The 16,511-nt window shown below is 73.4% G+C and carries 17 protein-coding genes, 2 tRNA genes and 1 pseudogene; 9 read left to right on the top strand and 11 right to left on the bottom strand.

From position 1 onward, the window contains the following. Positions 1-39: 39 nt before the first annotated feature. Both ACFC0B_RS07815 and ACFC0B_RS07810 read left to right on the top strand, forming a co-directional pair. A complete protein-coding gene (locus ACFC0B_RS07815) occupies positions 40-624 on the top strand; it encodes a hypothetical protein (protein WP_376083639.1) in 585 nt (194 codons plus the stop codon). Between the two features lie 118 nt (positions 625-742). Next, a complete protein-coding gene (locus ACFC0B_RS07810) occupies positions 743-3,220 on the top strand; it encodes a Tex family protein (RefSeq protein ID WP_376083637.1) in 2,478 nt (825 codons plus the stop codon). Positions 3,221-3,292: 72 nt separating this feature from the next. Here the strand turns inward: ACFC0B_RS07810 and ACFC0B_RS07805 are convergent, their stop codons facing one another. The 4 genes from ACFC0B_RS07805 to ACFC0B_RS07790 all read right to left on the bottom strand — a co-directional run bounded on the left by ACFC0B_RS07805 (position 3,293) and on the right by ACFC0B_RS07790 (position 6,977). Continuing rightward, positions 3,293-3,715 (bottom strand): SHOCT domain-containing protein, encoded by a 423-nt coding sequence (locus tag ACFC0B_RS07805; protein ID WP_376083635.1) that lies wholly within the window; start codon positions 3,713-3,715, stop codon positions 3,293-3,295. A 150-nt stretch (positions 3,716-3,865) separates the two neighbouring features. Continuing rightward, positions 3,866-4,555, bottom strand: a complete 690-nt coding sequence (locus tag ACFC0B_RS07800) for an NUDIX domain-containing protein (protein WP_376083633.1) — start codon at positions 4,553-4,555, stop codon at positions 3,866-3,868. Continuing rightward, positions 4,552-5,712: a type III polyketide synthase gene (locus ACFC0B_RS07795; protein ID WP_376083631.1), complete on the bottom strand. Its 1,161-nt coding sequence runs from the start codon at positions 5,710-5,712 to the stop codon at positions 4,552-4,554. The genes ACFC0B_RS07800 and ACFC0B_RS07795 overlap by 4 nt, the downstream gene beginning before the upstream one ends. Positions 5,713-5,771: 59 nt before the next feature. Then, positions 5,772-6,977 carry a cytochrome P450 gene (locus ACFC0B_RS07790; protein ID WP_376083629.1) on the bottom strand — a complete coding sequence of 402 codons (1,206 nt, stop codon included), beginning with the start codon at positions 6,975-6,977 and terminating at the stop codon, positions 5,772-5,774. 281 nt (positions 6,978-7,258) lie between these two features. Between ACFC0B_RS07790 and ACFC0B_RS07785 the strand changes: the two genes are divergently transcribed. Further along, positions 7,259-7,918: a hypothetical protein gene (locus tag ACFC0B_RS07785; protein WP_376083627.1), complete on the top strand. Its 660-nt coding sequence runs from the start codon at positions 7,259-7,261 to the stop codon at positions 7,916-7,918. Between the two features lie 67 nt (positions 7,919-7,985). On the opposite strand, the gene ACFC0B_RS07780 is transcribed toward ACFC0B_RS07785, so the two are convergent. Continuing rightward, positions 7,986-8,579 carry a TetR/AcrR family transcriptional regulator gene (locus ACFC0B_RS07780; protein ID WP_376083625.1) on the bottom strand — a complete coding sequence of 198 codons (594 nt, stop codon included), beginning with the start codon at positions 8,577-8,579 and terminating at the stop codon, positions 7,986-7,988. A gap of 137 nt (positions 8,580-8,716) precedes the next feature. On the opposite strand from ACFC0B_RS07780, the gene ACFC0B_RS07775 reads away from it, so the two are divergent. After that, complete coding sequence (locus tag ACFC0B_RS07775) at positions 8,717-9,514, top strand: SDR family NAD(P)-dependent oxidoreductase (protein WP_376083623.1); 798 nt, start codon at positions 8,717-8,719, stop codon at positions 9,512-9,514. 18 nt (positions 9,515-9,532) lie between these two features. On the opposite strand, the gene ACFC0B_RS07770 is transcribed toward ACFC0B_RS07775, so the two are convergent. Then, positions 9,533-9,967 (bottom strand): hypothetical protein, encoded by a 435-nt coding sequence (locus ACFC0B_RS07770; protein WP_376083621.1) that lies wholly within the window; start codon positions 9,965-9,967, stop codon positions 9,533-9,535. 121 nt (positions 9,968-10,088) lie between these two features. On the opposite strand from ACFC0B_RS07770, the gene ACFC0B_RS07765 reads away from it, so the two are divergent. The 3 genes from ACFC0B_RS07765 to ACFC0B_RS07755 all read left to right on the top strand — a co-directional run bounded on the left by ACFC0B_RS07765 (position 10,089) and on the right by ACFC0B_RS07755 (position 12,664). Continuing rightward, the gene (locus ACFC0B_RS07765; protein ID WP_376083619.1) at positions 10,089-10,619 is read left to right on the top strand and encodes a hypothetical protein; all 531 of its coding nucleotides are present in this window, start codon (positions 10,089-10,091) and stop codon (positions 10,617-10,619) included. A 138-nt stretch (positions 10,620-10,757) separates the two neighbouring features. Next, entirely contained in the window at positions 10,758-11,987 is a 1,230-nt protein-coding gene (locus tag ACFC0B_RS07760) for a GNAT family N-acetyltransferase (protein WP_376083618.1), read from the top strand. Positions 11,988-12,151: 164 nt separating this feature from the next. Continuing rightward, on the top strand, positions 12,152-12,664 hold the full coding sequence (locus ACFC0B_RS07755) for a DinB family protein (protein WP_376083616.1): 513 nt from the start codon (positions 12,152-12,154) through the stop codon (positions 12,662-12,664). 1 nt (position 12,665) lies between these two features. On the opposite strand, the pseudogene ACFC0B_RS07750 reads toward ACFC0B_RS07755, so the two are convergent. Both ACFC0B_RS07750 and cutA read right to left on the bottom strand, forming a co-directional pair. Continuing rightward, positions 12,666-12,732 (bottom strand): annotated as a pseudogene (locus ACFC0B_RS07750) (helix-turn-helix domain-containing protein); the annotation flags it as partial. A gap of 129 nt (positions 12,733-12,861) precedes the next feature. Next, positions 12,862-13,194: a divalent-cation tolerance protein CutA gene (gene cutA / locus ACFC0B_RS07745; RefSeq protein WP_376083615.1), complete on the bottom strand. Its 333-nt coding sequence runs from the start codon at positions 13,192-13,194 to the stop codon at positions 12,862-12,864. 131 nt (positions 13,195-13,325) lie between these two features. On the opposite strand from cutA, the gene ACFC0B_RS07740 reads away from it, so the two are divergent. Together ACFC0B_RS07740 and ACFC0B_RS07735 are read left to right on the top strand one after the other, a co-directional pair. Beyond that, positions 13,326-14,417, top strand: a complete 1,092-nt coding sequence (locus tag ACFC0B_RS07740; RefSeq protein ID WP_376083613.1) for a restriction endonuclease — start codon at positions 13,326-13,328, stop codon at positions 14,415-14,417. 52 nt (positions 14,418-14,469) lie between these two features. Further along, on the top strand, positions 14,470-14,787 hold the full coding sequence (locus ACFC0B_RS07735; RefSeq protein ID WP_376083611.1) for a DUF6191 domain-containing protein: 318 nt from the start codon (positions 14,470-14,472) through the stop codon (positions 14,785-14,787). Positions 14,788-14,796: 9 nt separating this feature from the next. Here ACFC0B_RS07735 and ACFC0B_RS07730 read toward each other — a convergent pair whose 3' ends face one another. The 3 genes from ACFC0B_RS07730 to ACFC0B_RS07720 form a co-directional block, all read right to left on the bottom strand. Then, positions 14,797-16,167: an SDR family oxidoreductase gene (locus ACFC0B_RS07730; protein WP_376083609.1), complete on the bottom strand. Its 1,371-nt coding sequence runs from the start codon at positions 16,165-16,167 to the stop codon at positions 14,797-14,799. Positions 16,168-16,200: 33 nt separating this feature from the next. Beyond that, positions 16,201-16,274, bottom strand: a tRNA-Arg gene (locus tag ACFC0B_RS07725). Positions 16,275-16,279: 5 nt separating this feature from the next. Further along, positions 16,280-16,352, bottom strand: a tRNA-Ser gene (locus ACFC0B_RS07720). Positions 16,353-16,511 lie beyond the last annotated feature (159 nt).

Genomic DNA, 16,511 nt, shown 5'->3' with positions numbered 1-16,511 from the left:
CCCCGCGTTCAGGCGGATTTCGAACACTAGGGTGAGAACATGAGGACTTCGTGGAGGCGTTGGGTTTCCTGGGGGGCGCTCGGGCTCGCGGCGGTACTGGTGGGAGCCGCCGCCCTCGGCCGGGCGAACCGGGGCTCCGGCGGACTCCTGGTGCTGCGCCAATGGCTGGACCACTCCGCGCTGTTCGGGACGCTGGTGCTGGTACTGGTGTTCGTCGGCGTGCTCACCGCGCGCTGGAACCTGTGGGCCAGGATCGTGCTGGGCGGTGTCACGGGCGTGTTCCTGCTGGGCGCCGCGCTCGTCTGGGTGTTCTTCGGATGGCTGCTGACCGACGGTGAACGGGTGATCCACTCCGAGACCGCGCCGGAGCGGACGGACCGTCGCCTGGTGGTCGAGGAGGGGCACGCGATGATCGACCCGTACTGGATCGTCTCGGTGGACGAGGGCTCCGGTCTGGGGAAGCGCCGTTGGCACCTCGCGTACGTCAACGGCGACTGGCAGGGAAGGCCCGAGGTCGTCTGGGACGGCCCGGACCGGATCAGGCTGGTGAAGATGAAGGAGACCGTGCTGATCGGGATCGGCCCGGACGGCGCCCCGGACCGTACCGCAGACGACGCCTACTGAGCGCGGCCGCGGGCGGCCGTACGCCACGCCCGGGGTGCCGGGGCGGGGCGGGGGTGTCGGGGGTTGCTGCGAGAATGCCGGGGTACGGACAGCAACTCTGAAGAAGGTGACCGGCTTCGTGACCACGCCAGTCGAACAGGCGGCCCAGCAGTCCCAGCAGGCGATCGAGCGGAAGATCGCCGAGGAACTGGGCGTCCGCGAGGGGCAGGTGAAGTCGGCGGTCGAGCTGCTGGACGGCGGCGCGACGGTGCCGTTCGTGGCCCGCTACCGCAAGGAGGCGACCGGCTCGCTGGACGACGCGCAGCTGCGCACCCTGGAGGAGCGGCTGCGCTACCTGCGGGAGCTGGAGGAGCGCCGCGGCGCCGTCCTGGAGTCGATCGCGTCGCAGGGCAAGCTGGACGACGCGCTGCGCGCGCAGATCCTGGCCGCCGACTCCAAGGCGCGGCTGGAGGACATCTACCTGCCGTTCAAGCCGAAGCGGCGCACCAAGGCGCAGATCGCCCGCGAGGCCGGGCTGGAGCCGCTGGCCGACACCCTGCTCGGCGACCCCTCGCAGGACCCGGCGGCACTGGCGGCCGGCTACCTCAACGAGTCGGTGGCCGACGCCCCGGCGGCGCTGGAGGGCGCCCGGGCGATCCTGGTCGAGCGGTTCGGCGAGGACGCCGACCTGGTCGGCTCGCTGCGCGAGCGGATGTGGACGCGCGGCCGGATGGTCGCCACCGTCCGCGAGGGCAAGGAGCAGGAGGGCGCGAAGTTCGCCGACTACTTCGACTTCGCCGAGCCGTACACCAGGCTCCCCTCGCACCGCATCCTGGCGATGCTGCGCGGCGAGAAGGAGGAGGTGCTGGACCTCGACCTGTCCCCGTACGACGGCGAGGAGGACAGTGACCTGCCCGGCGCGAGCGACTACGAGCAGCGGATCGCCGCTCGCTTCGGCATCGCCGACCACGGCCGCCCGGCCGACAAGTGGCTCGGCGACACCGTCCGCTGGGCCTGGCGCACCCGCATCCTGGTCCGGCTCGGCATCGACCTGCGCGGCCGGCTGCGCGCGGAGGCCGAGGACGAGGCGGTCCGGGTCTTCGCCGCCAACCTGCGCGACCTGCTGCTCGCCGCTCCGGCCGGCACCCGCGCCACCATGGGCCTGGACCCGGGCTTCCGCACCGGCGTGAAGGTCGCCGTGGTGGACGCCACCGGCAAGGTGGTCGCGTACGACACGATCTACCCGCACCAGCCCGCCAACAAGTGGGACGCCGCGCTGGCGACCCTGGCCGCGCTGGCGAGGAAGCACGACGTCGACCTGGTGGCGATCGGCAACGGCACCGCCTCCCGGGAGACCGACAAGCTCGCCGAGGACCTCATCAAGCGCCACCCGGAGCTGAAGCTCACCAAGGCGATGGTCAGCGAGGCCGGCGCCTCCGTCTACTCGGCGTCCGCCTTCGCCTCGCAGGAGCTGCCGGACCTCGACGTGTCGATCCGCGGCGCCGTCTCGATCGCCCGCCGGCTGCAGGACCCGCTGGCCGAGCTGGTCAAGATCGACCCCAAGTCGATCGGCGTCGGCCAGTACCAGCACGACCTGAGCGAGGTGAAGCTCTCCCGCTCGCTGGACGCCGTGGTCGAGGACTGCGTCAACGCGGTCGGCGTGGACGTCAACACCGCCTCCGCCCCGCTGCTCACCCGGGTCTCCGGGATCACCGGCACGCTCGCCGACAACATCGTCGCCCACCGTGACGCCAACGGCCCGTTCCGCACCCGCAAGGCCCTGAAGGACGTGACCCGGCTCGGCCCCAAGGCCTTCGAGCAGTGCGCCGGCTTCCTGCGGATCCCGGGCGGCGACGACCCGCTGGACGCCTCCAGCGTGCACCCGGAGGCGTACCCGGTGGTGCGCCGGATCCTCGCCTCGACCGGCGGGGAGCTGCGCGAGCTGATCGGCAACAGCGGGAAGCTGCGGGCCCTGCGGCCCGGCGACTTCGCCGACGACACCTTCGGCGTCCCGACCGTCACCGACATCCTCGGCGAGCTGGACAAGCCGGGCCGCGACCCGCGCCCGGCGTTCCGCACCGCGACCTTCAAGGAGGGCGTCGACAAGATCGGCGACCTGGAGGTCGGCATGGTCCTGGAGGGCGTGGTGACCAATGTGGCCGCGTTCGGCGCCTTCGTCGACGTGGGCGTCCACCAGGACGGCCTGGTGCACGTGTCGGCGCTGTCGAAGAACTTCGTCAAGGACCCGCGCGAGGTGGTCAAGCCCGGTGACATCGTGACCGTCCGGGTGACCACGGTCGACGTGCCGCGCAAGCGGATCGGGCTCACCCTGCGGCTGGACGACGAGGTGGGCCGCGGCGGCGAGGGCGGCGGCCGCGGCGGCGACCGCCAGGCCCGCCCGCCGCGCCAGGAGCGCCGCGGCGGCCAGGGCGGCCAGGCCGGTCAGGGCGGCGGGCGCGGGCAGGACCGCCGCGACCGCGGTGACCGGGGCGGCTCCGGCGGCTCGGCGGCGCCGGGCAACAGCGCCATGGCGGACGCGCTGCGCCGGGCCGGGCTGGCCGGCGGCGGCTCGGCGGACGACCGCCGCTCCGGCGACCGCCGTTCCGGGCGGCGCTGAGCGGAGGACCGGGCAGCCGGCGGTGGCCGGTGGACGCCTGTCCACCGGCCACCGCCGCCGCTCCCGTCGGCGTCACACCAGCAGCTTGTCCTTCGCCTTCTGGTACTCCTCCTCGGAGATGGCCCCGCTGGCCTTGAGATCGGCCAGCTTGGCCAGGTCCTCGACGTGGCTCCGGCCGGGCGGCCCCTGTGCGGCGCCCTCCCCGGGCTCGGCGGCCGCCGCGTCGCGGATGTAGGCCTTGAACGCGGCGTCGGCCTTCTGGGCCTGGGCGATGTCGCGTTCACCCATGCCCCTGCCGCGCGCGATGACGTAGACCAGCACACCGATCAGCGGCAGCAGGATCACCAGGACCATCCAGCCGGCCTTGGCCCAGCCGCCCATGTCATGGCTGCGGAAGATGTCCGTGATGATCTTGAAGAGCAGGAAGAACCAGAGGATCCAGAGGAACAGCTCCAGCATCGTCCAGAAGATGTTGAGCAGCGGGTAGTTGTCCATGACGGCTCCCGTCGGTGCGGGCCCGAGAAGGACCCGAGTCCCTTCGAGTCATACCACCGGACACCGGGGGCCGCGGCCCGCTGCTGCGCCATTCCGGTGGTCTTCCGGTGGTCGCCCGGTGCTCTCCCGGGAGCGGGGGAAGGGCGCGGCTCAGCGCGGACTCGACCGCAGCTCCACCGCCAGGGCGATCAGCTCGCCCCACCAGGCTTCGTGGCCGCGCAGCAGCAGCTGCTGCGCCTCGACCGGGTCCGCCGCGCGGACCTCGACCACCTGCTCGCCGTCGTCCGGGTTGGTCGGGACGGAGTCCACCGTGATGTCGGCCCAGCCCCAGAGCCAGGCCTTCTCGGGGTGCGGCTGCCAGGGGCGGTAGGGCACCGGGTCGTCGGTCACGCAGCGGTGCGCGCCCAGCCAGACCGGCTCGCCGAGCAGCCGGGCGCCGGCCTCCTCGCGCAGCTCGCGGACCAGGCAGGAGTCCACCGACTCGCCGTGCTCGCGGGTGCCGCCGGGCAGGAACCAGTGGTCGCGCTCGTCACGGCAGAGCACCACCCGGCCGCTGTCGGTGAACCCCACCAGGTGGATGTTGGTGACCAGCTCGTCCGGCGGCAGGACGGTGGAGAACTGCGCGTCGTAGCGGCCCCAGGCCCAGTACTGCGGGGCGTGCAGCGCGGGGAAGCGGGCGGCCAGCTCGTCGGCGCGGCCGGTTCCGGAGGGCGCCCGGTCGGCCTCGGCGGGGCGGGGCGGTCTGGGAATCAGCGGGGCTCCGGCGCCGTCCGGTGTCGCGGCGGGCCCGTCGGTTCCGGTGGTGCCGGTGGTACCCCTGGCATCCGTGGTATCGGTCATTCGGTGATCGTAGTCCCGGCCGGACGCAGCAGGGTGGCCGTCTGGTGAGCGAGCGTCAGCTCCGCGGTGTCCATCGCGCGCGACCGGCGCGGGACCACCGCCTCCAGCGACGTGCCGACCCAACTGCCCAGCGAGATCTCGGCGGTGATGCCCGGACCGAAGCCCGCGATCAGCCCCTGGGTGCCGTCCTCGACCCCGCCCTCCTCGAACATCCGGGCCAGCGCGTCGAAGACCACGGCGCTGGCGATGTTGCCGCGCTCGGTGAGCGTGGCCCGGGAGAACCGGAACGCGGCCGGCTCCAGGTTGAGGAAGTGGCAGAGGTCGTCGAGGATCCGCGGGCCGCCCGCGTGCACGATGTAGAACCCGAGGCCGGAGACGTCCCAGGCGTGCTCGACGGCCAGCGCGCGCAGGGCGGGGGCGAGCATCTCCATCGTGCCCGGGACGCGCTTGTCGAGCTGGAAGTGGAAGCCGGTGTCCTTGACCCCGTAGGAGATCCAGTTCTCGGTGTCCGGCACCAGGTGCGAGCCGTTGCGCTCCAGGTGGACGCCGGTGCCGCCGCGGCCGCGCAGCACGACGGCGGCGATCGCGTCGCCGAACAGGCCGTTGGAGAGCAGCGAGCCGACGCCGATGTCGGTGGGCTGGTAGCAGAGCGAGCAGAACTCGCAGGCGACGATCAGCACGTTGGCGCCGGGGTAGGCGCGGCAGAAGTCGTGCGCCCGGTTGACGGCGGCGCCGCCGGCCGCGCAGCCGAGCTGGGCGATCGGCAGCTGCCGGGTGTCGGAGCGGAACCCCATCTCGTTGATCAGCCACGCGGTCAGCGAGGGCATCATGAAGCCGGTGCAGGACACGTAGAGGATGAGGTCGACGTCCCGGGCGGCGAGCTCGGCGTGGTCGAGGGCGCGCTCGACCACCTCGGGGACGCGGCGCTTGGCCTCCCGCTCGTAGACCGCGTTGCGGACGGTGAAGCCCGGGTGGCGCAGGGTCTCCTCGATGGGCTGGACCAGGTGTCTGGTCCGCACCCCGGTGTTCTCGATCAGCCGCAGCGCGAGGCCGAGTTGCGGGTGGTCGGCGTGCAGGGTGCGGGCCAGGTCGAGGGTCTCGTCGAGCGTGATGACGTGCTCGGGCACGGCGATGGCGGGTCTGCAGAGTGTTGCCATGGGTGGATCTCCCGTCGGGCGGGCCTGGGTCTACGGATGCGGCTGGGGGTGGTGGGGGGTCACCAGGCGACCGGCAGGGTCTGCGGGTAGCGCCAGATCGAGCCGGTCTGCCAGTCCAGCTCGGCGGGCGGCACGGCGAGCCGCAGCCCGGGGAACCGGTTCAGCAGGGTGCCGATCGCCACCTGGAGCTCCATCCGGGCCAGGTGGGAGCCGAGGCAGTGGTGGGTGCCGTTGCCGAAGGTCATGTGGGTGGGCGTGCCGCGGTCGAGGTCGAGCTCGTCGGGCCGCTCGTACACCGCCGGGTCCCGGTTGGCGGCCAGGTAGGAGACGTGCACCGGCTCGCCGGCCCTGATCAGCACCCCGCCGAGCTCGACGTCCTCGGTGGCGACCCGGGCGATGCCGACCCCCTGGCGGAACGGGATGAAGCGCAGCAGCTCCTCCAGACCGCGCGGCAGCAGGTCCGGCTGGGCGCGGAGCTTGGCGAGCTGCTCGGGGTGGGTGAGCAGGGTGTAGGTGATGTTGGAGAGCTGGTAGGTGCTGGTGTCGTGGCCGGTGACCAGCAGAACCATGGCCATGACGGCGAGTTCGTCGTCGTCCAGCAGCTCGGCGCCGTCCCGGGCGGTGGCGAGCGCGCTGATGAGGTCCTCGCCGGGCGAGCGGCGGCGGGCCGCGGTGAGCTCGGCGAAGTAGGCGCGCAGGGCGGCCTTGGCGTTGACCTGGCCCGCGCCGCTGCCCGGCCCCATGGACATCATCGCGACGGCGTGGCCGCGGAGTTCGGCGCGGTCCTCGGCGGGGATGTCGAGCAGCTCGCAGATGGTGGTGAGCGGCAGCCGGGCGGAGAGGAAGCGGACGAGGTCGGCGGGGGCGCCGTGCTCCTCCATCTCGTCGAAGTAGCCGTCGACGACCCGCTGGGTGTGCGGGCGCATCCGCTCCACCTGGCGGTTGGTGAAGCCCTGGGCGACCAGCCGGCGGAGCCGGTTGTGGGCCGGCGGGTCCATCAGGTTGATCGACTCGACCTGCGCGATCGGGGCGGGCGTCATCCGGGGCAGGTCGCGGCCGATGCCGGCGGCGCGGCTGAACCGGCGGTCGGTGGTGACCACCCGGACGTCCTCGTAGCGGGTGGCGAGCCAGGCCTCGCCCTCGCCGTGCGGAAGACGGATCCTGGCGATCGGCTCCTCGGTCAGCAGGCGCTTGAGCAGAGGGTCGAACTCCAGGCCGTCGGTGTGGTTGAAGGGGCAGTCCCACACGGGGGTAGAGGTAGTCACGGGCTGGTCCCAGGGGGCGGTTTCTGCCGCCCGGACGGAGGTCGTCCGGGCGCGGACGTGCCGATGTTCCCTCATCGGGCCGCAAAAGTGGGGACTCGGACGATAGTTCCCTCGAACGAGGTAAATAGAGGATTTTCATGACATATGGGGGAGTTGGGACGCCGAGAGTGGGCGCGGAAGGGGCGTGTGCGATCGATGGGGGGTGCGGCGCGGTAGGCTGCGCGCCGCGCAGATGATCAAGTGGGCGTGCGGGCGGGCCCGGACGCCGAGGGGAGTGCTACGTGGACGCGACGACGCGGACGGAACCGGGCGAGTCGGTGGACGGATCGGCGGCCGGACCGGCGGGCGAGCCGGTGGCGAACGAGGTGGCCGGGGGCGGTCGGCGGGCCTCCGGGCGCACCTGGGCCCTGGTCGCCGGCGCGCTCGTCGTGCTGGCGGGGGCCGTCACCGGTGGCGTGGTGCTGCTGGGCGACGACGAGCCGGCGGTGGTGCGGCAGACCCTCTGCGGCTTCCCGCGGGATGCCGGAACGCCGCTGAACTCCCTGATGCCGAAGGGGAAGCCGGGGGTGGAGGACTGGCGGACGAAGGTCCACGAGGACGGCTCGCCGGACACGCGGAGCTGCTGGATCACCGTGGACGGGGAGGAGGGCCTGGCGGTTCAGCTGGCGGCGCTGGGGGCGGACGACAAGATCGACGCGCCGGGTGGGGCGCAGAGCCCCCGCGAGCTGGCCGGGCGCGGAATCGTGCGGACCGAGGGCGTCGCGGCGGGGATGGTGCCCTGCCCGGGCAACCCGGACCGGGTGGCGGTGGTCTCGGTGATGCTGCACCGGGCGCTGTACCCGGCGAAGCCCGACGACGCGGCCGTCGCCGAGCAGACGCGCCTGCTGGGCGTCCTGGCGGACCAGGTCAAGGCCGAGCGGCTGGCGGAGGTCTGCGGCTGATCCCCCGCCGGCGGCCGGTCCCCCTTCCGCGGGCCGGCCGCCGGCGCGCCGGGCCGCGCTCCGGCGCTCAGCCCGTCCTGCGCGGCCCCACGCCGTACAGCAGGGTGTCGACGATCCGGGTCGCCAGGGTCTCCGGATCGGTGTCGGCGGGTGCCGCGCCGGCGTCGCCGTGCAGGGCCTCGCCGATGAGCGCGTAGAAGACCCGGCGCACCCACTCCAGGTCCGCGTCCGCGGCGATCACCCCCTGCTCGCGGATCCGGCCGAGCAGGTCGACGCAGCGGCGGGCGATCTCGTCGTGCGTCCGCGCGGCCTGCTCGCTCTGCGCGGCCGCCGGCCCCAGCGCGAAGCCCCAGGCCGCCTTCACCCGCAGCACGTTGGCCGTCGCGCGGTGCAGCGCGACCAGCGGCGGGGCGGTCTCCGGGTGGCCGTCCTCGATGGCCTCGGCGAGCTTGGCCGCGGCCTCGGTGGCGAGCGCGTCGACCAGCGCCTGCCGGTTGGCGAACCGGCGGTGGACGGTGGTCCGGGTGACGCCGGCCGCCTCGGCGATCTGCTCCACGGACGCGCCCGGGGTCTCGGCCAGGACGCGTTCCGCCGCCGCGAGGATCGCGCGGACGCTGCGTTCGGCGTCGGCGCGCAGCGGGCGCCCGGGCGTGTTGCTCATGATGTGCCTCCAGCTCTGACGTACCGGGGAACGGTACAGCGGGGGAACGGGTCGCCCATTAAGTGAAACAATGTTGTCGCATCTTTGCTGTTATCCGATACTCTCGTGCCACACATCGCGAGACAAGGAGCACCACCGTGCGTACTGCCACCACTGCTCTGATCACCGGCGCCTCCTCCGGCCTCGGCGCCGAGTTCGCCGCCCAGCTCGCCGCGCGCGGCCACGACCTCGTCCTGGTCGCCCGCTCCGCCGACCGCCTGCACGACCTCGCCAAGCGCCTCGGCGAGGCCCACGGCGTCACCGCCCACGTCCTCGTCCAGGACCTCTCCGCCCCCGACGCCGCCCGCCGGACGGCCGCCGAACTCGCCGACCGCGGCCTGACGGTGGACCTGCTGGTCAACAACGCCGGCTTCGGCACCTGCGGCCGGTTCGAGACGATCGACCCGCGGCGCGACCACGACGAGCTGATGGTCAACGTCGTCGCGCTCGTCGACCTCACTCACGAACTGCTGCCCGGCATGCTCGCGCGCGGCCGGGGCGCGGTGGTCAACGTGGCCTCCACGGCGGCCTTCCAGCCGACCCCGTACTTCGCCGTCTACGGCTCGTCGAAGGCCTTCGTGCTCAACTTCAGCCTCGCGTTGCGCCAGGAGTACCGGCGGCGCGGCATCCGCGTCCTGGCCGTCTGCCCGGGCCCGGTGGAGACCGAGTTCTTCAAGGTGATCGGCACCCGGAAGGCCGCCGTCACGGGGAGCTTCACCACCCCGGAGCCGGTCGTCCGGGCGGCGCTGCGGGCCCTGGACGCCGACCGCTCCTACGTCGTCCCCGGCCTCGGCAACCGGATCGGCGCCCACCTGGCGCCGCGCCGCCCGCGGGTGATGGTCGCCGCGGTGGCCGAACGGCTGTCACGCGGGGTGCGCGACGCGATGGCGGCCTGAGGCCCCCGTCCCGCGCGATCAGCTCCAGTCGGCGACGAGGATCGCGCCCATCACCCCGCCGGCGGCGTTGTAGAGGACGAGCATCCGGCCCGGTTCGTTCGGCCCGGCCCACTTCAGGTAGGCGCGGATGACGGTGCGGGTCCGGGCGTCGATGTTCTCGGGGAAGTCGGTGGCCAGGTAGGTGTTGACGTGGTCGTCCTGCTTCACGGCGCGGTTGAGCTTGGTGACGTGGCCCAGGACGGCCGCCCGCTCCTCCTCGGTGCCGTGCTGCTCGACGTACCGGGTGAAGGCGGCCGAGCTGTCCTCGGCCCCGGGTACGGAGGGCATGGCGGAGGGCGCGTAGGCGGACCCCGGCGTACTGGGCTTCGGCGCGTGGTCGGTCGGCCGGAACGCGACGGCGATCAGCACGGTGGCCGCGACGCCCACGGCGACCGCGATCGGGCGGAACTTCATCGGGTGGTCCCCCTCGGTCGGAATGCCAACCGACTCTAACAGTGCGACAGTTCAACGGTCGGTCGGGGGCGAACGCCACTTCGGGGAGAACCGCGCGGGCACCGGCGGCGTCCGTGCGGGCGTGATCAAAACCGTGTTGAACGGGCTGCCGATGTTCTGGCCCGGGCTGCTCGCCTCCCTCGTCCCGGCGGCACTGCTGAACCGCCCCGTCGGGCGGCTGCTGCGCACCCACTGGGCGGTCGGCTTCCTCCTGCTGCTCGCCCTCGGCGGGGTGGCCACGCTGACCCTGCTCCCCGAGCACCCGCGCCCGTTCTGGCAGGGGCTCCCCTGGCCGGGCGTCGTCCGCCACTGCACGCTCGACGGCCTCCGCCTGCGCCCGCCGGGGGAGTGGTTCACCTCGCGGCAGGCCGACCTGGCCGTCCTGATGTTCGCCCCGATCGGCCTGGCCGCCGCCCTGACCGGCTCCCGCCACCGGGCCGCCGCCGTGCTCCTCGGCGCCGCCGCCCTCCCCTTCGCGCTGGAGGCCGCCCAGTACGCCGTGCCCGCCCTGGGGCGCGCCTGCGACGCCCAGGACGCCCTGGACTCGCTGCTCGGCCTCGCCCTCGGCGCCCTTCTCGGCCTGCTCGCCCGCCCGGCCCTCCGCCACACCTGAGGCGGGCCGGTGGGCCGACGGGTCGGTGGGCCGGTGAGCCGGTGGGCGGAAAATCGCTTGACCGGGCCACCCGGGGGCGTTGCACTGGGCCGGGCACCGCGCGCCGCGGTGCCGTGACCAGGGGAGGCAGCTGCACTCATGGAGATCCGTTCCACCACCGAGCAGGACCACGACGTCTTCGTCGACACCCTCCTCACCCCGTTCGGGCTCGTCCGGGACACGCCGGCCGAGGACGGCGGCGGGGTTTGGTGGTCGGCTCTGGAGATGGACCGGGGCGTGATGGCGGTGGCGGACGACGGGCGGCCGATCGGCACGGCCGGCGCGTACAGCTTCGAGCTCACCCTGCCCGGTGGCGCCGTCGTCCCGGCCGCCGGGGTGACCGCCGTCGGCGTGCTGCCCACGCACCGGCGCCGGGGCGTGCTCACCGCGATGATGCGCCACCAGCTCGCGGACGTGCGGGAGCGGGGGGAGTTCCTCGCGGTGCTGCTGGCCTCCGAAGCCGTGATCTACCGCCGGTTCGGCTACGGCCCGGCGACGTACACCCGGCGGCTGACGGTGCCGCGCCACCGCTCGGACCTCGCCGCCCCGCGGGCGGGCGGTGCGGACACCGGCACGGTCGAGCTGCTGCGGCGGGAGCAGTGCGTCGACCTCATGGAGGAGGTCTACGACCGGTACCGGCGGACGCAGCCCGGCGCGGTGTCGCGCCCGCACCGCTGGTGGGCCCGGCGGGCGGGGCAGCCGCCGATAGCCCCGGCACCGCGCTACGTCGCCGTCCACCGCGACGCCGACGGCGTGCCGGACGGGTACGCGAGCTACTCGCGGAGTGACTACGATCCCGTGACCAAGGCGGTCGTCCTGACCGTGGACGAGACCATCGCCCTCGACGACGCCGCCTTCACGGCCCTGGCCCGGTTCGTGCTCCAGCACGACCTGGTGACCCAGATCGTCTTCAAGCACCTCCCGACCGAGCACCCGCTGCGCTGGCAGCTCGCGGACTTCCGCGCGGGCGACGTGGTCGGGGAGACGGACTGGCTCTGGGTGCGCCTGCTGGACGTCCCGCGCGCCCTGACCGCGCGCGGCTGGTTCGCCGACGGCGAGCTCGTCCTCGACGTCGAGGACCGGTTCCTCGGCGAGCGGAACCGCTACCTGCTGACCGTCCGGGACGGCCGGGCCGAGTGCGTCCCGACCGACCGGGAGCCGGACCTCACCCTCGACGTCAGCGACCTCGGCTCGGTCTACCTCGGCGGCACCACCCCGAGCACCCTGGTCCGCGCCGGCCACATCCGCGCCCACCACCCGGCCGCCCCCGCCCTCGCCGACACCCTCTTCCGCACCGACCGGTCCCCGCACTGCCTGCACTGGTTCTGACCGCCCTGTGGATGAGCTGCTGAGGATCACGCAGGCCTCGGCGGTTCACCTGGAGATGCGCGACGGAGCCGTGGGAGAGCCGGTCAAAGGCTCGGAGATACAGATCGAGCCGGCTGCTGAGGCCCCGCCTGTCGACGGCATCGGACACCGGCGATAATCAACCGATGAGTGCCATCGATCGCCCTATGCCGCCCCTGAACGCCGACGAGCGCACGACGCTTGAAAGTTGGCTTGACTTTCACCGCACCACACTGGCCATGAAGTGCGAGGGGCTGGACGACGAGCAGGCCGCCGAGGCGTCCGTGCCGCCGTCCGGCTTCACGTTGACCGGCCTGGTCCAGCACATGGCGGAGGTTGAGCGGAATTGGTTCCGTCGCGTGTTCGCCGGTGAACAGGCTCCGCCTATCTACGACCCGCAGGCCGACCCGGACGGACCCGACGGTGGTTTCGATGTGGCTGAGGGCACCACCCTGAGCGAGGCCCTCGCCACCTGGCACGCGGAGATCGCCCGCGCCCGTGAGAACTGTGCCGAGCGTGCTCTGACCGATACGGGGCGCTTCATGGAGCAGGATGTCAGCCTTCGCTGGATCTACGTCCATATGATCGAGGAGTACGCCCGCCACAACGGCCACGCCGACCTGGTCCGGGAACGCGTCGATGGCACTACCGGCGTGTAGCGCCGCAGGGTGAAGGTCTTGGGCCGGCCGCCCTTGTCCTTCGGATACAGGGAGTCGAAGCCGTCGGCGTATCAAGCCTCGCCGGCCACCCCCTTGCGGAGCCGTCCCTGAGCGCCTCGATCTGCAGGTGCGTGCCGGGGCGCGGGTTCGAACTCGCGCCCCCGTTCACCACCGTGCGCTGTGGCGCGCACCTCCGTTCACCTCGCCGCAGTCTCCGCCCGCACCCAGTCCAGGTAGGCGGCGCTGCCCGCCACCACGGGGACGGCGATGACCTCGGGGGTGTCGTAGTCGTGCTGCTCGTTGATGAAGTCCGTCAGGGCGGAGGCCAGTTCGGCGCGGGTCTTGAGGTCGATCCGCCACTCGGCCGCGTCCTGGACCTCGCCCTCCCACCAGTACACCGACTGGATCCGGTGCACCTGCGCGCAGGCCGCGAGCCGCGCCCGGACCGCGTCCGCCGCCAGGGACCGGGCCTTCGCCTCGTCGTCGTGGGTGGTGGTGATCACAAGAAGGTCGCTGTTGTTCGTCGTCATGCCGAAAGCCTAGGTGCGGCGGTAACCTACTCACTCACCCAGCGGGGGACACACCCGAACCGTCCTGAAGTCGCCTTTTCTGACGCGTGCCTGACGATCCGTCGTGTCGTGGCACGTTCGAGGGAGTACCTATGTCCCGGAGCCGCAAGCTCCACCGCCTCAGCAGCCCCGACACCGCCGAGCGCCGCGCGCAGCGCATGCTGTTCCGGCACCTGCGCGACGACACCAACGCCAACCGCGGCCGGATGGCGCGGCGGGTGCGCGAACTCCAGCTCCTGCTGGAGATGGACCCGATCGAGTTCGAGGGGCTGATAGCCCGGCTGATGGAGTCGATGGGCATGAGGGTCGAGCTCACGGCCCGGTCGAAGGACGGCGGGGTGGACGTCCGGGGCATCGACACCGACCCGTTCCGGGGCGGGAACGTGATCGTGCAGGTCAAGCGGTACCGGGACACGGTGACGCCGTCGGCCGTGCGGGACCTCTTCGGGACGCTGCAGCACGACCGGGACGCCACCAAGGCCGTGCTCGTCACCACCAGCAAGTTCGGGCCCAGCTCGCACCAGTTCGTCTCGGGCAAGCCGATCACGCTGATCAACGGGGCCGAGCTGGTCGGCCTGCTCAAGCACCACGGCTTCCACGAGGTGTTCGCACCGGCCTACGGCGAGGTCGCGGGCGACGCCGTCGCCGGGCAGCCGGCGATCGAGGTGGCCGCCGAGCCGTCCCGGCTGCTGCTGCACTGGACCGGTGAGGACGAGTACGACATCGCCGCGCTGGTCTGCCGGGGCAACCGGGCGCTCTCCGACGACCACCTCGTCTTCTACAACAACGCCTCCACGCCGGACGGTTCCGTCCGTCTGGTCACCGGGTACGAGGACGCCAACGCTTGTCTGATGGTGGACTTCGAGGCGCTCCCCGCGGAGGCGGACCGGCTGGTCGTCATCGCCGCCGCCGACACCGAGAACCACCCCGACGCGACCATGGCCGGGTTCGCCGGACCGGCGCTGATCCTGGAGGCGGGCGCCGACCAGGACGCGGCGATCGTGCACCTCGCGGACGGCGCGGAGTCCAACATCGCGATGCGGCTCGGCCGCTTCGACCGCGACGAGGCCGGGAACTGGGACTTCACCCCCGCGCTGGCCGGCTATCCGGGCGGCCTGCGGCAGGCGGTGGTCGCCTACGGTCTGGAGGTCGCGGACGAGGAGTCGGTCGCGGCGGGGGCGTAGTCGGCGTTCGGTGCGGGAAGCCGGCGGGTCCGGCTTCCCGCGCGGAACGATCGTGCACCGTCCGGGCGTTGGGCCGGACATGGTGGTGACGGTGGTCCTGGTGGCGGCGGCGCTGGTGACCGCGCTGTTCGCGGTGGCGGCGGTGCGCAGCGGACGGCGGGGGAGGCGGCCGCGCGGCGGGTCGGTGGCCGGCGGCCTCGGGATGACGGCGGTCGAGGAACTGCACGCCCTGTTCAACGCCAACAAGCGCGTCCAGATCGAGCAGCGCCAGGCTCAGTCGGTCCTGCGTGACGACGAGCACGCCGGCGCTCCGCCCGGGGCGGGGGTCGACCTGGACGGGGGCGTCGCGGTGGTGCGGCACCGGGAGTAGGCGGCCGGGTCACCAGGCGGCTTCGCGGTAGTCCTTGAGGAAGACGCCGGAGACGGGGGAGCCGGCCTCGCCGCGGACGATCGGGTCGTAGACGCGCGCGGCGCCGTCGACGATGTCGAGCGGGGGCCGGAAGCCGGCGGCGGCGAGGCGGGCCTTCTTGGGGGCCGGGTTCTCGTCGGTGATCCAGCCGGTGTCGACGGCGCACAGGTGCACGCCCCGGGTGGCGAGTTCCTCGGCGCTGGTGCGGGTGAGCATGTTCAGCGCGGCCTTGGCCATGTTGGTGTGCGGGTGGCCGGCGGTCTTGTTGCGGACGGCGAACCGGCCCTCCACCGCCGTCACGTTGACGATGTAGCGGCGCGGGTGCGGGGAGGCCAGCAGCAGCGGGAGCAGCCGGTCGCAGAGCAGGGCCGGGGCGAGCGCGTTGACCAGCTGGACCTCCAGCACCTCGGCCGGATCGAGCGAACCGAGCCGCGCGGACCAGGAGTTGGCGGCCGCGAGGTCGGGCAGCAGGCCCGCCTCGTCGGCTCCGGCGAGGGCGAGCGCGGGGGCCAACGGGTCTTCGGCGGAGGTGAGTTCGGTCATCGGGCGGAAGCCGGGCGCGTGCGCGACGGTGGCGGCGTCGGCGGCGGGCAGTGCGGACCGCTCTCCGGCGGCCAGCAGCGCGTAGGACCCGGGCGGGCGGCGCAGGGTCTGTGCGGCGTTGTTGACCAGGATGTCCAGCGGGCGCCCGTCCGCGCGCAGTCGATCGGCGAGGCCGAGCACCTGGCGCGGGTCGCGCAGGTCGATGCCGACCACGGTGAGCCGCTCCCACCAGCCCGCGCTGCCCTCGGCGGCCCGGAACCGGCGCACCGTGTCGTGCGGGAACCGGCTGGTGACGACGAGTTCGGCGCCGTCGCGCAGCATCATCAGCGCCAGCTGGAAGCCGATCTTCACCCGGCCGCCGGTGAGCAGTGCGCGGCGCCCGCGCAGATCGGTGGAGAGGGCGCGGCGGGCGGTGTTGTCGGCGGCGCAGGGGCGGCAGAGCATGTGGTAGAAGGCGTCCACCTGGCGGTACGGCTGCTTGCAGACGTAGCAGCGGCGGCCGCCGCGCAGGGTGCCGACCGGGGCGGAGCGGGCGGCCGGGGCGGCGAGCGGGGCGTCCTCCCGTCGGTCGCGGGCGCCGGTGGCGGTGGTGGCGAGCAACGCGGCGTCGGCGGAGCGGATTTCGGCGCGGCGGCCCTGGCGGCGGCGCCGGCGGCTCTCGCGGACGAAGGACTCCAGCTGCCGTTCGGCGTGCAGCCGGGCGCGGTGGCCGTCGGGCAGGGCGCGCAGCCGGCCGAGGGTGCGGCTGAACGCGGCCAGCTCCTCGGTGGTGGGCTCCCCGATCACAGGGTCCGCCATGTCCGCCCCCTCGTGTGCGCCGTTGCGTAGGACCGGCCCCGACCGGATTCGAACCGGCGTGCTCCACCATGCGGACGGTGGTGCGCCTGCCTCTGCGCTACGGGACCGGCCTGCCCGGGGGGACGGATTCGAACCGACGTGTCCGCCTGAGCAAGGCGGTGCGCCTGCCTCTGCGCTACCCCGGGGCACGGGCAGGACTGTAGTCGATCACCCGGGAACGCGCGCTCGAATAACGGCGGCGGGGGGGGGGGCCGGGGGGGGGGGGGCCCGCCCCGGGGGGGGGGGGGGGGGGGCGGGGGGGGGGGGGGGGGCCGGTCAGGCCTCGCTGAGGGCGGCGGTGGGCG

Source organism: Kitasatospora sp. NPDC056184, assembly GCF_042268405.1.
In the GTDB taxonomy this organism is placed as follows: domain Bacteria; phylum Actinomycetota; class Actinomycetes; order Streptomycetales; family Streptomycetaceae; genus Kitasatospora.
The sequence above is the reverse complement of the archived record's forward strand: the minus strand, read 5'-3'. Positions and strand labels throughout refer to the sequence as shown.

Coding starts and splice junctions, on each gene's coding strand:
- ACFC0B_RS07815 (WP_376083639.1), top strand. CDS start 40: ATGAGGACTTCGTGGAGGCGTTGGGTTTCCTGGGGGGCGCTCGGGCTC.
- ACFC0B_RS07805 (WP_376083635.1), bottom strand. CDS start 3,715: ATGGACAACTACCCGCTGCTCAACATCTTCTGGACGATGCTGGAGCTG.
- ACFC0B_RS07800 (WP_376083633.1), bottom strand. CDS start 4,555: ATGACCGATACCACGGATGCCAGGGGTACCACCGGCACCACCGGAACC.
- ACFC0B_RS07795 (WP_376083631.1), bottom strand. CDS start 5,712: ATGGCAACACTCTGCAGACCCGCCATCGCCGTGCCCGAGCACGTCATC.
- ACFC0B_RS07780 (WP_376083625.1), bottom strand. CDS start 8,579: ATGAGCAACACGCCCGGGCGCCCGCTGCGCGCCGACGCCGAACGCAGC.
- ACFC0B_RS07770 (WP_376083621.1), bottom strand. CDS start 9,967: ATGAAGTTCCGCCCGATCGCGGTCGCCGTGGGCGTCGCGGCCACCGTG.
- ACFC0B_RS07760 (WP_376083618.1), top strand. CDS start 10,758: ATGGAGATCCGTTCCACCACCGAGCAGGACCACGACGTCTTCGTCGAC.
- ACFC0B_RS07755 (WP_376083616.1), top strand. CDS start 12,152: ATGAGTGCCATCGATCGCCCTATGCCGCCCCTGAACGCCGACGAGCGC.
- cutA (WP_376083615.1), bottom strand. CDS start 13,194: ATGACGACGAACAACAGCGACCTTCTTGTGATCACCACCACCCACGAC.
- ACFC0B_RS07740 (WP_376083613.1), top strand. CDS start 13,326: ATGTCCCGGAGCCGCAAGCTCCACCGCCTCAGCAGCCCCGACACCGCC.
- ACFC0B_RS07730 (WP_376083609.1), bottom strand. CDS start 16,167: ATGGCGGACCCTGTGATCGGGGAGCCCACCACCGAGGAGCTGGCCGCG.